The sequence below is a fragment of the Bacillus sp. GB_SG_008 genome (genome assembly GCF_052038115.1).
Taxonomy (GTDB): Bacteria; Bacillota; Bacilli; order Bacillales; family Bacillaceae_G; genus Bacillus_A; species Bacillus_A rhizoplanae.
The window spans coordinates 35,314-49,895 of sequence record NZ_JBPZSK010000007.1 but is presented as its reverse complement, the minus strand read 5'-3'; the positions used below and the strand labels follow the sequence as shown (position 1 = coordinate 49,895).

Genomic DNA, 14,582 nt, shown 5'->3' with positions numbered 1-14,582 from the left:
TCTGTAGAATAAGTTCTTTACAAATATATTTTGTGGCTTATGAGAGACTGTAACATTGTAAACAGTCTCTTTTTTATGTGAAAATAAGAGCAAGAATATACTAGGTATGCAAAGGGGAATTTGCAATGAATGAAACGATTTCACAGCTACTAGAACAAATTGATGTAAGAAAAGATGAAATAGTAGAACTGGCAAAAACATTAATCCGTTTTGAAACTCCTGCACCACCAGCGAGAAATACAAATGAGGCACAGCAATTTGTCGCTGATTTTTTAACGAAGCGTAATTTTAAAATTGATAAATGGGACGTATATCCAAATGATCCGAATATTGTTGGAGTAAAAAAGGGGACAGCAGGAGATTCACACAAAAGCTTAATTATTAACGGTCATATGGATGTAGCAGAAGTTTCAGCAGATGAACCATGGGAAACTGGACCGTTTGAACCTTTTATTAAAGATGGTTGGCTTGTTGGCCGCGGCGCTGCTGATATGAAAGGTGGACTAGCTGGAGCTCTATTTGCCATTCAGCTTTTGCAAGAAGCTGGTATGGAACTGCCTGGGGACTTAATTTTTCAATCGGTAATTGGAGAAGAAGTGGGAGAAGCAGGAACGCTTCAATGTTGCAAGCGTGGATATAATGCTGATTTTGCAGTTGTTGTGGATACAAGTGATTTACATATGCAAGGCCAAGGCGGGGTTATTACAGGATGGATTACTGTGAAAAGTCCGCAAACATTTCATGATGCAACGCGCAGACAAATGATTCATGCCGGCGGTCGCTTGTTCGGAGCGAGTGCGATTGAAAAGATGATGAAAATTGTGCAAGGGTTGCAAGAGCTAGAACGTCACTGGGCTATTATGAAAACATATGAAGGTTATCCAGTAGGGACAACGACAATTAATCCGGCTGTCATTGAAGGCGGCCGTCATGCAGCATTTATTGCAGATGAATGCCGATTATGGATTACGGTACACTTTTATCCAAATGAAACACATCAACAAGTGATTGAAGAGATTGAAGATTATATTGGCAGACTTGCGGCAGCTGATCCATGGTTGCGTGAAAATCCACCACAATTTAAATGGGGCGGGGAATCTATGATTGTGGATCGTGGTGAAATCTTTCCTTCATTAGAAGTTGATCAAGATCATCCAGCAGTACGACAACTTGCTGCTGTACATGAATCAACATTACACCGCAGTGCCATTCTTGATATGTCTGCAACAGTAACTGATGGAGGATGGTTTAGTGAATTTAACATTCCAGCAGTGATTTACGGGCCAGGCACGTTAGAAGAAGCGCACTCAGTAAATGAAAAGGTTGAGATAGAACAGCTTGTTGAGTTTACAAAAGTGATTCTGTCATTTGTTTATGAGTGGTGTCATACAAAAAAATAGAGGGCTGTTCTTTAAGAACGCCCTTTTTTGCTGTACTTATAGAAACTTTATAGAAACTCGTATGGATTAATGATAGAGCGATAATCTTTACGTGTTTAGCCCGTACTTTTTTAATCGATACTGTAGATTTTGCCTACTTAATCCTAAGTATTTTGCGGCTTGTGAGATATTACCGTTATGTTCGTTAAGAACTTGAATGATATATTCTTTTTCCATTTCATTTATTGTGTTCTTTAAAGTTTTAGATGTGGAATCTGAGTTATCTGTCTCCCACCTAGTTAGAGGAGGGTGAATGTTGAATTCATTTTTTGTTAACTCATAAAAACGTGTTGGAAGATGGGATGTTGTAATCATTTCCTCATCTTCTATTAAATTCATGGATCCTTCAATTATATGTTCTAATTCTCTTATATTTCCAGGCCAATCGTGTTTATAGAAAAAGTCCCTTACGTTGTCAGCAATCCCTTTTACTTTTAAGCCAAATTGCATATTATATTTTTCAATAAAACTATGAAGAAGGGGGAAGATGTCTTCTTTTCGTTTTCTTAAAGGTGGAAGAAATAAAGTAACAACGCTTAATCTGTAATATAGGTCTTTTCGTAAGCGGTTGTGTGTAATGGCTTCAATTGGATCTTCATTAATAGTTGCTATGATTCGAACGTCTACTTCTTTTTCTTGTGTTCCTCCGATTCTTCGTATTGTTTTATCTTGTATTGCACGCAACAATTTAGCTTGAAGTGCTGGGCTTAATGAGTTAATTTCATCTAATAATAAAGTTCCCCCGTGTGCTTCTTCAAATAAACCTGGTTTATCTATTGCACCTGTAAAAGCCCCTTTGTTTGTGCCGAATAATAAACTTTCCATTAGAGTTTCAGGTATAGCAGCACAATTTTGTGAGATAAAAGGCTTCCCTGCACGATAACTTTCATTATGAATACTCTGTGCAAATAATTCTTTACCAGTCCCCGTTTCTCCCACGATAAGTATAGAGGAAGAGGTGCGTGTTACTCTTTTTGCTTCTATAATAACCGATTGAATGGCTTTAGAATTACCTATTATATGATTAAAGGTAAATTTAGTATTATGGCCTCGAAGGGCATTTGCTTTACTTGTTTGCCTTATCTGGGGAATCTCTTTTACTATTTCAATAGCACCCTTTATTTTTCCATTTTCTACTATGGGAAAGGTATCATTAATTGTTGTGATCTCTTGTCCTTTATTATTAAAATACGTTTGCTTTATATTTTTTCTCGCTTTTCCTAGTTTTAGTGCTTCTATAAGAGTACTGTTTTGATTTTCTTCAAATGCAAATACCTCTAAAAGATTTTTATATAGTACCTCCTTATGATTCATTGATTCAACTTCCGTCATTTTGCGGTTGTAGATGATTGTTTTGCCTTCTTCGTTAATAATGTGAATCCCAATATCAATTTCATTGAGTAAGGTTTCATATAGCATATTCATTTCGACTAATTTTTTGAAATTAATTTCTTCTGTGTGCATCATTTATCTTCTCCTTGTATACCATATGAAGACTGATTTTTCTTAATTTTAATAAAATTATTGTAAGTATGCAAAAAAAATTTGCGTTTCTGGGTTAAAAATCTGTAAAGGAGAAGAAAAATTTTGCGCGTATTAAAATTTTTTCAGTACTAACTCTTAATTCCACGTAAGAAATTAGGTTGGTACATATCTTGCATTAATAGTAGTTGAATACTTTAAATTTTGAGATGGGGGGTAAGTTGAAAGAGTTACATCTGCACTTAATAAGAAAGAGGGGTTTAAAAGATGAGAACAGTGATAGAAAACGTGTACAGTCCTTGTTATGGTAAAGTTGAAAAATTATTTATTAATGAAAGTTCCTATGTGTATGAGTGGGAGAAATTAGCTTTAATTGAAACGATGGATAAACAGAAAGTAGAGATTAAAGTGGGAATCAGTGGCTATGTGGAGTTGTTAGAAGTAGAAGAAGGACAAGCTATCACAAATCAAACATTATTAATAACAGTCAGGGATGATCTGTTGATCACAGGAAGTGATTGATACAAAGCCTTCTGGATTATGTACCGTTTTCTAATGCTCTTTTAAACAATTGTTTAATTTATGTCATTACCAAGTGAAGCATAAGAAAGTTTTCGTATGAACAATCTATCGTGTTTTGGGTATTTTCTTGTATAGGGAGATTTTCTTTTGAAAAATCTCCCTCTTATTACAAATCTATAGTAACGATGAAATAAAAATGCACTTTATTCATTTTTATTTTTCATATTAAATGTAAAGCGTTTACATTTTGGGGTGCTTATAAAGTGAGGCTTCCATCAGCGGGGGTCTTACTGTCCGCGAATAGCGGGATAAAATTAAAGGGGGGTTCATATGGAAAAGCAAAATCAGGAGTTAAAGCGAGAGCTAAAAAGTCGACACATATTTATGATTGCACTTGGAGGGGTTATTGGTACAGGTCTTTTCTTAGGATCCGGTTATACCATTCATGAAGCTGGGCCAGGCGGGGCAATTGCCGCATATCTTGTTGGAGGCTTTGTTATGTATTTAACAATGCTCTGTCTTGGGGAATTAGCAGTTTCCATGCCGAGTGCAGGATCTTATCAAGTGTATGCTACAAAGCATATTTCGCCTGCGGCAGGTTATGTAGTAGGTTGGATGTCATGGTTAAACTGGTCTGCTACGATAGGGATTGAGCTGATTGCAGTTAGTATTTTAATGAAACGTTGGTTTCCAGATGTACCATCTTGGATTTGGTGCGTAGTTTTTGCAGTACTTCTCTTTGCTGTTAATGCATTATCTTCACGAAGTTTTGCAGAGGTTGAGTTTTGGTTTGCGAGCATTAAAGTCATTACGATTATTGCATTTATTATTTTAGGTGGGGCAGCTATGTTTGGATTTTTAGATATGAAAGGAACCGAACCAGCCCCAATGCTTTCGAATTTTACTGATCACGGAGGACTGTTTCCAAATGGGCTGACAGCGATTTTAGTTACAATGGTTGCCGTCAATTTTTCCTTTCAGGGAACAGAAATAGTTGGTATTGCGGCTGGAGAGAGTGAAAATCCAGAGAAAACAATTCCAAAAGCAATTAATAATACGGTTTGGCGTATATTAGTTTTCTTTATACTTTCTATATTTATACTCGCTGGCTTATTCCCATGGGAACAAGCGGGATTAGTAGAAAGTCCGTTTGTAGTTGTATTTGATAAAATTGGGATTCCATATGCAGCAGATATTATGAATTTCGTTATTATTACAGCAGTGCTATCAGTAGCAAACTCTGGTTTATATGCCACTTCTCGTATGCTTTGGTCTATGTCGAACCAAGGAATGATTAGTCCGATTTTTGGTAAGTTATCTAAAAAGGGTGTTCCAATTTATGCATTAACTGCAAGTACCATTGTTGGTTGTCTCTCTTTATTATGCGGTATATATGCAGAAGATACAGTTTATTTATGGCTTCTTTCTATCGCAGGGTTTGGTGCAATACTGGTCTGGGCATCTATTGCTTTATCAAATCTTTTAGCGAGAAGAACGTATGTAAAGCAAGGCGGGGATATTAAGGATTTGAAATTTAGAACGCCATTATATCCGTTTGTTCCACTTCTTGCTTTTACATTAAATATGATTGTAATTGTGAGTATGGCCTTTATTCCAGATCAACGTATGGCATTGTATTGCGGTATTCCATTTATGATTGTTTGCTTACTGTTTTACCATTTTTCTAAAAATAAGAACAATAAAATGAAACAGGTTGAAGAGACGAATACGGCAGAAGCGCAAAGTTTATAATAAAGTGAAACTTCCATCAGTGGGGGCTCACAGGTTGTTAAGCAAGGGATCAAACAAATTTCTATCATTTCCTTGGAAATACAACAAACAATTGCATATGTCGACGATCTTTTATTTATACTAACATAGACTTTATTCAAAGGAAGGGGTGTTAGTATGGGACGCGGTAAATCTTTTGATCATAAGAAAAAAGGACACGATCATCAACCTCCAAAGGGTGCTTACATTCATAAAGATGTAAATGAACATACGTTAGAAGAGGAAGAGCTACCAGTAAATATTGAAACATATAAAAATAGTTTAAAAAAACATTAAAAAGCACCTAAAGAGGTGCTTTTTTCCTGCTTTCATGTGGAGAAGGAGCGCAATATTTTACTGGAATTTCCGCTTTACCGAATATCTTCAATTAATTGCTCCGTTTCCTCATACATTTCATAGTCACTTAGCACTTGAATACAGCGCCATTTCAACTCTTCGATATTTTGTTCTAAATCTTCGGGGATTAAGTTTTGAATGTCTTCTAATTCAATGCCGAAATGAACAATTTCTAGTACTTTATCATCAATACTTCGGTCCATTAACAATTCCAGTACATCTAAATTAAATATGTATCGATAGGCTTCATCAAGGGAAACAACTTTTAATTTTAAACTTTCAACGATGCTTAATACAAAAAGAAGGATAGTTTTCTCAAGAACTGCCTGATCTTCTGTTTGAAGGATGAGTTTCATGGGCACCTCCCTATTATCCCGCATTAACGGGCAATAAGACCCTCACCTTAAGATGCAGAGAGAAACGCAGAAGGTAGGTGGGGGACAACTGCCCGTAAAAGCCCGATTGGTTCAACCAACCATCAGTGGGGGATGAAGCCCCCCACTGATGGAAGTTTCACTTTATCCTGTTTGCTCGCCGGATACTTTCCATAAAATTTGATTAGTGTAAAGGTATTTCCTGCATGGAAATTTCATATGATAAAACACTAGGTTGTACTATACTATTCGGAGGTGTATAGGAAATATGCAAAATTATACAGAAAAAAGCGCCATTTCAGACGCTTTTTAGAAAATACTCCAGCCTTCTTGTTCAGAAAGTAACTCTAATATTTTAAATCCAGCAAGGCTATTTCCGTTTTCATCTAGCGCAGGACCGAAAATACCAATACCCATTTCACCTTTTACACATCCAAAGATACCACCAGCTACACCGCTTTTTGCTGGAATTCCAACGCGAATTGCAAATTCTCCAGATTCGTTGTACATACCACATGTTACCATGAAGGTTTTACAAATTTTTGTAATGTATTTTGGGATAATTTGTTTGTTGCGATATGGGTCATAACCATCCATCGCAAAGATAAGTCCGATACGGGCTAAGTCGATGCAGTTTACTTCAATCGCACATTGGCGTGTATATAGATCCATTAATTCTTCAATATCACCATCGATAATGTTGTTTTGCTTCATATAGTAGCAAAGAGAGCGGTTTAAATAAGCTGTTTCTAATTCAGAGATGGCAACTTTAGAAGAGTAGTTAATGGAAGGGTTATCTGTAATATCACGGACAAAGTGAAGAATGCGTTCCATTTTTTCTTCATTGGACTCTCCTGCAATCATACTTGTGATAGCTAACGCCCCAGCATTAATCATTGGATTTAATGGTTTAGAGGGACTTGTTGTTTCTAATTTAATAATAGAATTAAAAGGATCACCGGTGGGTTCCATGCCAACTTTAGAAAATACATACTCTTCACCGCGGTCAAAAAGAGCAAGTGCAAGTGTAATTACTTTTGAAATACTTTGAAGCGTAAAGAGTATCTGGGATTTTCCCGCATGAACGTAATGGCTTTCTTTATGGTAAATTGCGATACCTAAATCATCGGGATTTGCATTTCCTAGCTCGGGAATATATGTTGCAAGCTTACCTTGTTTTGTATAGGGCTGAACTTGATCTAATAACTGTTGTAAGTTGCTAGTCTCGATACACTGCATAATAAACCACTCCTATTATATTAGTTACTAAATTTAACTTTCCCGACAAGCGCGGAAATAAATAATAACATGAAAATGAGGAATGATAAAATGAAACTTCTATTCATGAGGACGCTTCGTTATTTGTAAAAATGATAATTTTAATCAATTTGCTTTTTAGTGATTAGAATAAGGATGAATCTTACAAACAACTAGGATTAAGGGAAATAAATCCATAAAAAAACCCGAAATAATAACTACACATCTATACAACTATATGTTATCATGATTATGTAATAGAAAACGTTACCATTTCTAAAACTTATTTACAAATGGTAACGTTTTCATATCTTTGGATAGGAGGAATTCAGATGTTGCAGTTTTTACAACGTATTGGTAAAGCATTAATGCTTCCAATTGCCGTATTGCCAGCAGCGGGGCTCTTGCTTCGTTTAGGGCAGCCTGACGTATTTAATATTCCTGTTATGGCACAAGCCGGTGCAGCAATTTTTGATAATTTAGCACTTATTTTTGCGATTGGTGTTGCAGTTGGTTTGTCTGTTGATGGTAGCGGTGCCGCAGCTCTTGCAGGTGCAATTGGCTATCTTGTTTTGAAAAATACAACTGATACTTTAAGTAAAGGGTATTCGGCGGCAGAATTACACGATAAATTAAATAGCATTCAAGATTTAGTTAGTTCTGTTGATCCGTCTAAAGTAGCAGATACTTTAGGGAAGATTTCAAAGGCGGCAACGTTAGCACCGAAAATTAATATGGCGATTTTAGGTGGTATTATTGCAGGTGTGGTTGCAGGGTTGCTATATAATAAATTTTATAAAATTAAATTACCAGAATGGTTAGGATTCTTTGCTGGTAAACGTTTTGTTCCAATTATTACAGCTGTAGTTATGCTTTTATTAGGTTTAGTATTTGGAGAAATTTGGCCAACGATTCAAAGTGGTATTGATGCAGTGGCACACGGTATCGTTAATCTAGGTGCGATTGGTGCAGGTCTTTTCGGGGTATTAAACCGTTTATTACTTCCAATTGGTTTACACCATGTAATGAACACATATTTCTGGTTTGTACTTGGTGATTTTACAAATGCAGCAGGCGATATTGTTCATGGCGATATTGCTCGTTTCTTTGCGGGAGATCCAACTGCAGGTACGTTCATGACCGGCTTTTTCCCAATCATGATGTTTGGTTTACCAGCAGCATGTTTTGCGATGATTGCAGCAGCTAAACCAGAAAAGCGTAAAGCAGTAGCGGGTATGTTAGGTGGTCTTGCTTTAACTTCATTCTTAACTGGTATTACAGAACCGATTGAATTCTCATTCATGTTCTTATCACCAGTATTATATGGTATTCATGCTGTATTAACAGGTATTTCTTTATTTGTTACAACACAACTCGGCATTCATGACGGTTTCTCATTTAGTGCCGGTGCAATTGATTACTTCTTAAACTTCGGTATTGCAACAAAACCGTTATTATTAGCAGGAATTGGTTTAATTTATGCAGCAATTTACTTCTTCGTGTTCTATTTCCTAATTAAGAAATTTAACTTAAAAACTCCAGGTCGTGAAGATGACGATGAGCTAGTAGAAGAAGGCGAAGCACCAGTTGCAGGGTCTATCGGTGAAACTTACGTAGCAGCATTAGGCGGAAAAGAAAACTTAATAGTAATTGATAACTGTGCAACTCGTCTTCGTTTACAAGTAAAAGATGCAAACTTAGTAAATGAACCAGCATTAAAACGTGCCGGTGCAAAAGGTGTTATGAAACTAAGTGATACAAGTATACAAGTTATCGTTGGTACAAACGTTGAGTCTGTTGCTGATGATATGAAAAAACATGTATAAATAATGAAAAGAAATCCCTCATTGATAAAAATGAGGGGTTTTTTTATTCCGCTATCCGTGGACAGTAAGCCCCCCTCAAGATTGTGAGGAATCCGAAGAAGATAGATGGGGGATGAAAAAAACGCTGATGGAAGTTTCACCACATTACGAATGTAACGACTATCTTGCATTTTAGATGCTCTTTTTTTATTTTTTGTGCATGGTGTTGGTAAACCACCCATTGCGTGATAAAGTAAGATGTAAAATGAGCAACTATGAGAAAAGGTAGGTTTTTATTGTTATGAACTCTCGCAGACCGATTATATATATAAAGCGAACGATTATTCTCAGTCTGTTATTCATCCTTGTATATTGGGGGTATACGAAAATTACTTCGAACAATAAAGAAAAGGAAACATTGCAAGCAGCGAAAGAAGCGAAAGAAGTAAAGACAGAACCTGTAGAGAAACGTTCAGAAGAATTGGTAACTGAGCAATCTCCGCAAGAAATCAATAACAATGCTCAATTAGATGAGTATATAAAGAGTAAAAACTTCAGTGGTACAGCTGTTGTTGTAAAGAATGGAAAAGTTCTTTTGAATAAAGGATATGGACTTGCTAATCAAGGTGAAAAAATTTCTAATAATTCAGATACATCCTATTACATTGGATCAATTACGAAAGCTTTTGTCGCAACTTCTATTATGCAATTGAAAGAACAAAATAAATTAAACACAGAAGATACTGTGGCAAAATATATTCCTGACTTCCCAAGAGGCGGAGAAATTAAATTAGTACATCTTCTTACGCATACATCAGGTATTCCAGAGTATCCAGAGGGATCAGAGGACATCACACATGATGAACTGATTAGAAGAATAGGAAATCAAAAATTGGCATTCCCTCCCGGGTCGAAATGGAAATACTCCGATTCTAACTATTCTGTGCTTGCGTATATTGTAGAGAAAGTGAGTGGAGAATCTCTTGAGGATTATATTCAAAAGCATATATTTGAAGTAGCTGGTATGAAGCACTCCGGATTTGGTGACAAGTTTCAACAAGAAAAATATCCTTCTACTGGCTATAAAATTGTAGATAATAAGATGACAACACCAGCTTTACCAAGTATGTCACAATTATTTGGATGCGGTGATATATATATGACCGCATATGATTTATATTTATTTGATCAAGCTTTATTTACAGGAAAGCTCATTTCAAATGAAAGTTATCATCAAATGTTTACAGCATTTAAAAAAGATTATGGTTTTGGTTGGTATGTGGACCCTGGTAGTTACTCAAATCATGGCGTTATGCCGGGATGGAATTGTTTAAATAGTTTTAGTAAAAATGGAAGTACGTATGTGGTTTTATTATCTAATATTCAAAATAACATTAAATCGTTTGGTGTATTAAGTAATGATATTTATACAATGACTCGGCATGTAGAAGGTTAGAAGGCTATCTTATAAGATAGCTTTTTTTATATATTTTCAGTCGGGGATTCGTTTGGAAAAATAATGGTTAAATGAGATAATAAAATGTAAAAAAGCGGGGTTGTATATGGGGATCCATGATCATCATGAACGGAATGGAAAAAGACTATTTATTCTCTCTCTCTTTATATTTTTTGTTGCTATTATAGCATTTATCCTTGATTTTATTCGGACGCCGCATCTTCAGTGGAACAAAGGTACTATGACTTTTATAAGTATGATTATAATGGCTTTTCTTTTTATGATTTATAGTTTTGTAGAAAGAAAGAGAGCTAAGAGAATTGGGACAATGATTTGTAACAAAGGCACATCGCCGTTACTGCATCAACATCGGTTTGTTGTACGAAGAGAAATGTCTTTAGCCACTATAGTTACGTATTTTTCAATGGATGGAAATACAATTGGAGTTTTAAGAGAAGAATATGAAACAGAAATGCAAAAGATATGGAAAATTTTCATATCGTTTTTCTTGAAATCATTGAATGAAAAGCGATTTATTTTGTATAACGAACTGGGAGAAGAGATATTGATTGTAAGAAAAAGAGCATACTATTCTTATACATTTCATGATCTAGCGGGAGATAAGATTTGCGAACTGAAACAGACATTGAATTTAAAAAAGCTGAAATGGCTTTTGCGATCTGAACATGATGAAGAAATTGGAGAAATTACTGGAGATTTGTATGCGAATATCCAAAAGGGACATTGGAAAGATGGCAGTTTTATTGAAGTAAAAGAAGATGCGATTCCAGTAGAAGCAATTGAATATTTTTCTGCGAGCGGCGGTTCGCTCGTTAATTTATCAATTGTGGAACATTCAAAGTATGAGAAAGCTTTGTATTATGCGGTAGCCGCAATAGTAGCTTTGAAAAATCGTTAGATGTCTTCTTTTGAATGGAAACACTTTTTAGTTGACAGAAAATCCTTGTTGTAACTATAATTGTTACAATCAGAAAACAAAGGAGTAAAAATAATGACATTACAAATAAAAGTATATTCCGATTATGTTTGTCCATTTTGTTTTATTGGTGAACAACCATTACAAGAAGCAATTCAAGGCAAAGATGTAGAAGTAGAATGGATGCCATTTGAATTACGTCCATATCCAGCGGAACGTATTGATCCATGGAATGAACCAGACAAGTTAGGGATGTTCCAAAGTACAATTGCACCGTGGGCAGAGCAAATGGGTGTTGATATAAAATTACCTCGTTTGTCACCACATCCATATACACATACTGCATTTGAAGGATATCAATATGCGAAAGAAAATGGAAAAGGAAATGAATATCAGCACCGCGTGTTTACTGCATTTTTCCAAGAGGAACGGAATATAGGAGAAGTGGATGTGCTTGTAGAAATCGCCGGAGAAGTAGGATTAAATCAAAATGAATTTCGTCAAGCACTAGAGAATGGTACGTATAAAGAAGCGCATCAAAAAGCTGTACATCATGCTTATTACGAACAAGGGGTACAAGCTGTGCCGACATTTGTTATTGGCGAGAGTGTAGTACAAGGTGTACGTAACAAAGAAGCATTAGAGGCTATAATCGAGCAGGAATTAAAAAAAGAAAAAGCAACATTTTCAAATGGCATGACATGTAATATAGAGGGTTGCGAGTGAAAAAGAGGCAGATGACGTAGTGCATCTGCCTCTTTTACTTTATTAGCGGGCTCACGAATGGAAGTTTTACTTTATTTTACAACTTCAATTTTCATCAGATTTGTCGTTCCACGTTCGTTAACTGGGACACCTGCTGTTACAATGACAATATCTTGCGTAGAGATCAGCTGTTGTTCTTTAGCGTTACATAATGCTTGTTCAATTACTTCATCTGTCGTTTGTTTTGGTGCAGTGAAAAATGGGTGTACGCCCCATACGAGTGCGAGTTGCTGCATAACAGATTGTTCAGATGTTGTTGCGATAATAGGAGTGTGCGGACGATATTTTGAAATCATTTGTGCTGTATAACCACTTTTGGTTGGTGTTAAAATTGCCTTTGCTTGTAAGGAATAAGCTGCTTGGACAGCAGCAGCACCGATTGTTTCTGTTATTTGTTTATGGTTATCATGAAGCAATTGCTTTTGACTTTGGAATAGAGAAGACTTCTCTACTTGCAGAGCGATTTTATTCATCATTTGTACGGATTCTATTGGATATTCACCGGCAGCTGTTTCTCCTGAAAGCATAATCGCATCTGTGCCATCAAAGATTGCATTTGCTACGTCTGAAGCTTCTGCTCTTGTTGGTCTTGGGTTTCTTTGCATAGAATCCAGCATTTGCGTTGCTGTAATGACCGGTTTTCCGAGCAGATTACAGGTATGGATTAATTCTTTTTGGATAATCGGTACATATTCTGCTGGAATTTCAATGCCCATATCACCGCGGGCAACCATAATTCCATCCACAACTTCTACAATCTCTTTTATATTATCAATTCCTTCTTGATTTTCAATTTTTGCGATGACGCGAATATGTGAGGCATTATGCTTCGCTAATATGTCGCGTACTTCTAAAATATCAGCAGCTTTACGTACAAAGGAGATGGCGATGTAGTCAACATGTTGCTCTATTCCAAAAAGAATATCTTTTTTATCTTTTTCCGTAATACCAGGTAGGCGGATTTTTACATTCGGTACGTTCACACCTTTATGATCTTTAATTATCCCGCCATGTATAACTTTTGTTTGTAACTCACCATTTGCCTTTTCTATTACTTCTAGCTCTAATAATCCATCATCAAGTAATAGATGAGATCCTACTTCTACATCATCGTATAGACCTTCGTATGTGACGGAAAACTGTTTAGATGTTCCGAGTACTTTTTTCATTGAAACGGTAACAGTCGTACCTTCAAGCAGTTCTGCCTGTCCTCCTTCAAATTCATCGGTTCGAATTTTTGGTCCTTTAATATCTTGTAAGAGTGCAATATTTTTTTTAGCTGCCGCTGTGGCCTTTCGTATTGTATTTATACGTGCGCGATGTTCTTCGTGTGTTCCATGAGAAAAATTTAACCGAGCCACATTCATTCCAGATTCTAGTAAAGAAAGTAATGTTTCGTATTGTTCACTTGCAGGTCCAATTGTGCAAACGATTTTTGTTTTTCGCATATAAAATTCCTCCTTTTTTAACCCACATATTAGCGGACAATAAATCCTCCTATTGTTGGAAGTTTCACTTTATTATGTTGGCAATTGTATGTGTACTTCATGTATAGGTATGTGATTTGTTTTATAGAAAATGTGTAGTTTATTTAGCACCAAAAGTGTTATTTCTGTATACGCTGATAAGTGTGAATAAGTTGTCCATACAACAAAATGTATATAGGGGGAAAGTCTAGTGTCTCTATTTAAAGATTATTGGCGTAAGTTTGCACATGTTGTCGATAAACAATTAGATTGCTTTTTATATAAGAAATTTATCCCTGTTATGGAAGAAAAATTATTTTCACCGCGGTTTGCACGGTATATAGAAATTTATACAAAAAAAGGTGTTGCAGAATACATTAAATCGCAGGAATTTCAAAATATTATTTGTTTTATTTTAAAAGAATGTAATGTTTCTCCATTTAAAGAAATTGCAGAACAATTGTTAGGGAAAGAGGTCGAAATTACTGTAACTGTTGGAGGTTTAACAGGTATCATTGCGCAAGTAGGAGATGACTTTTTAACATTACAAGAATTAACTGGAGCAACTATTTCATTACCATTTTCAAGTATTATTTCAATTCGTGAGGTATAGAGAAAGGGGGAAATAAAATGTCGTTTATTGATGCATTACGGTCTCATGTGGGACAACTTGCTCAAGTTGTAACTGTTGGAGAAATTGTAACTGGGAGTATTTTATCTGTAACAGATGGAGTAATTGTCATACGAACAGCTCCGTTCTATGGTCCACTAGAAGATGTTATTGTAAGAATTCCAGTTGTTTCATATGTTCGATTGTATAGTTAGGAGGAATAACATGCGCGTATCTGTTGTGATTCCAACACATAATGAAGCACAAACGATAGGTGGTGTGTTGGAAGAAGTAAAAAAGTACAACCTTATGAAATTATTGTTATTGCGAATGGAGCGGATA

At 35.9% G+C, this 14,582-nt stretch carries 13 protein-coding genes and 2 pseudogenes; 11 read left to right on the top strand and 4 right to left on the bottom strand.

What is annotated here, in order from left to right:
- The first annotated feature begins 125 nt into the window (after positions 1-125).
- Positions 126-1,400: an acetylornithine deacetylase gene (locus ACTDJC_RS17640; protein WP_440604224.1), complete on the top strand. Its 1,275-nt coding sequence runs from the start codon at positions 126-128 to the stop codon at positions 1,398-1,400.
- Between the two features lie 87 nt (positions 1,401-1,487).
- Here the strand turns inward: ACTDJC_RS17640 and ACTDJC_RS17635 are convergent, their stop codons facing one another.
- The gene (locus ACTDJC_RS17635; protein WP_440604298.1) at positions 1,488-2,903 is read right to left on the bottom strand and encodes a sigma-54 interaction domain-containing protein; all 1,416 of its coding nucleotides are present in this window, start codon (positions 2,901-2,903) and stop codon (positions 1,488-1,490) included.
- Positions 2,904-3,188: 285 nt separating this feature from the next.
- Between ACTDJC_RS17635 and ACTDJC_RS17630 the strand changes: the two genes are divergently transcribed.
- The 3 genes from ACTDJC_RS17630 (at position 3,189) to ACTDJC_RS17620 (ending at position 5,510) form a co-directional block, all read left to right on the top strand.
- Complete coding sequence (locus ACTDJC_RS17630) at positions 3,189-3,443, top strand: biotin/lipoyl-containing protein (RefSeq protein WP_098306843.1); 255 nt, start codon at positions 3,189-3,191, stop codon at positions 3,441-3,443.
- Positions 3,444-3,773: 330 nt separating this feature from the next.
- A complete protein-coding gene (locus ACTDJC_RS17625; RefSeq protein WP_440604223.1) occupies positions 3,774-5,195 on the top strand; it encodes an amino acid permease in 1,422 nt (473 codons plus the stop codon).
- 156 nt (positions 5,196-5,351) lie between these two features.
- Positions 5,352-5,510, top strand: coding sequence for a hypothetical protein (locus ACTDJC_RS17620; protein WP_020061179.1), 159 nt, complete (start codon positions 5,352-5,354; stop codon positions 5,508-5,510).
- A 74-nt stretch (positions 5,511-5,584) separates the two neighbouring features.
- Here the strand turns inward: ACTDJC_RS17620 and ACTDJC_RS17615 are convergent, their stop codons facing one another.
- Together ACTDJC_RS17615 and glsA are read right to left on the bottom strand one after the other, a co-directional pair.
- Positions 5,585-5,926: a DUF3969 family protein gene (locus ACTDJC_RS17615; RefSeq protein ID WP_098306847.1), complete on the bottom strand. Its 342-nt coding sequence runs from the start codon at positions 5,924-5,926 to the stop codon at positions 5,585-5,587.
- A 327-nt stretch (positions 5,927-6,253) separates the two neighbouring features.
- Positions 6,254-7,183, bottom strand: coding sequence for a glutaminase A (gene glsA, locus ACTDJC_RS17610; protein ID WP_098306849.1), 930 nt, complete (start codon positions 7,181-7,183; stop codon positions 6,254-6,256).
- Between the two features lie 350 nt (positions 7,184-7,533).
- Here glsA and nagE point away from each other — a divergent pair, with 350 nt between their 5' ends.
- The 4 genes from nagE to ACTDJC_RS17590 all read left to right on the top strand — a co-directional run bounded on the left by nagE (position 7,534) and on the right by ACTDJC_RS17590 (position 12,125).
- Positions 7,534-9,027, top strand: a complete 1,494-nt coding sequence (nagE, locus tag ACTDJC_RS17605; protein WP_440604222.1) for an N-acetylglucosamine-specific PTS transporter subunit IIBC — start codon at positions 7,534-7,536, stop codon at positions 9,025-9,027.
- A gap of 280 nt (positions 9,028-9,307) precedes the next feature.
- Complete coding sequence (locus ACTDJC_RS17600) at positions 9,308-10,462, top strand: serine hydrolase domain-containing protein (protein WP_440604221.1); 1,155 nt, start codon at positions 9,308-9,310, stop codon at positions 10,460-10,462.
- A 328-nt stretch (positions 10,463-10,790) separates the two neighbouring features.
- Positions 10,791-11,381: a sugar ABC transporter ATP-binding protein gene (locus ACTDJC_RS17595; RefSeq protein ID WP_440604220.1), complete on the top strand. Its 591-nt coding sequence runs from the start codon at positions 10,791-10,793 to the stop codon at positions 11,379-11,381.
- Between the two features lie 93 nt (positions 11,382-11,474).
- Positions 11,475-12,125 (top strand): DsbA family oxidoreductase, encoded by a 651-nt coding sequence (locus ACTDJC_RS17590; protein WP_440604219.1) that lies wholly within the window; start codon positions 11,475-11,477, stop codon positions 12,123-12,125.
- Between the two features lie 77 nt (positions 12,126-12,202).
- Here the strand turns inward: ACTDJC_RS17590 and pyk are convergent.
- A pseudogene (pyk, locus tag ACTDJC_RS17585) lies at positions 12,203-13,612 on the bottom strand (pyruvate kinase); the annotation flags it as partial.
- Positions 13,613-13,841: 229 nt separating this feature from the next.
- Here pyk and ACTDJC_RS17580 point away from each other — a divergent pair.
- From ACTDJC_RS17580 to ACTDJC_RS17570, 3 genes and pseudogenes are all read left to right on the top strand, one after another.
- A complete protein-coding gene (locus tag ACTDJC_RS17580; RefSeq protein ID WP_440604218.1) occupies positions 13,842-14,243 on the top strand; it encodes a DUF2642 domain-containing protein in 402 nt (133 codons plus the stop codon).
- A 17-nt stretch (positions 14,244-14,260) separates the two neighbouring features.
- Positions 14,261-14,455, top strand: coding sequence for a hypothetical protein (locus ACTDJC_RS17575; RefSeq protein ID WP_440604217.1), 195 nt, complete (start codon positions 14,261-14,263; stop codon positions 14,453-14,455).
- Positions 14,456-14,465: 10 nt separating this feature from the next.
- A pseudogene (locus tag ACTDJC_RS17570) lies at positions 14,466-14,578 on the top strand (glycosyltransferase); the annotation flags it as partial.
- Between the last annotated feature and the right edge of the window lie 4 nt (positions 14,579-14,582).

Coding starts and splice junctions, on each gene's coding strand:
- ACTDJC_RS17640 (WP_440604224.1), top strand. CDS start 126: ATGAATGAAACGATTTCACAGCTACTAGAACAAATTGATGTAAGAAAA.
- ACTDJC_RS17635 (WP_440604298.1), bottom strand. CDS start 2,903: ATGCACACAGAAGAAATTAATTTCAAAAAATTAGTCGAAATGAATATG.
- ACTDJC_RS17630 (WP_098306843.1), top strand. CDS start 3,189: ATGAGAACAGTGATAGAAAACGTGTACAGTCCTTGTTATGGTAAAGTT.
- ACTDJC_RS17625 (WP_440604223.1), top strand. CDS start 3,774: ATGGAAAAGCAAAATCAGGAGTTAAAGCGAGAGCTAAAAAGTCGACAC.
- ACTDJC_RS17620 (WP_020061179.1), top strand. CDS start 5,352: ATGGGACGCGGTAAATCTTTTGATCATAAGAAAAAAGGACACGATCAT.
- ACTDJC_RS17615 (WP_098306847.1), bottom strand. CDS start 5,926: ATGAAACTCATCCTTCAAACAGAAGATCAGGCAGTTCTTGAGAAAACT.
- glsA (WP_098306849.1), bottom strand. CDS start 7,183: ATGCAGTGTATCGAGACTAGCAACTTACAACAGTTATTAGATCAAGTT.
- nagE (WP_440604222.1), top strand. CDS start 7,534: ATGTTGCAGTTTTTACAACGTATTGGTAAAGCATTAATGCTTCCAATT.
- ACTDJC_RS17600 (WP_440604221.1), top strand. CDS start 9,308: ATGAACTCTCGCAGACCGATTATATATATAAAGCGAACGATTATTCTC.
- ACTDJC_RS17595 (WP_440604220.1), top strand. CDS start 10,791: ATGATTTGTAACAAAGGCACATCGCCGTTACTGCATCAACATCGGTTT.
- ACTDJC_RS17590 (WP_440604219.1), top strand. CDS start 11,475: ATGACATTACAAATAAAAGTATATTCCGATTATGTTTGTCCATTTTGT.
- ACTDJC_RS17575 (WP_440604217.1), top strand. CDS start 14,261: ATGTCGTTTATTGATGCATTACGGTCTCATGTGGGACAACTTGCTCAA.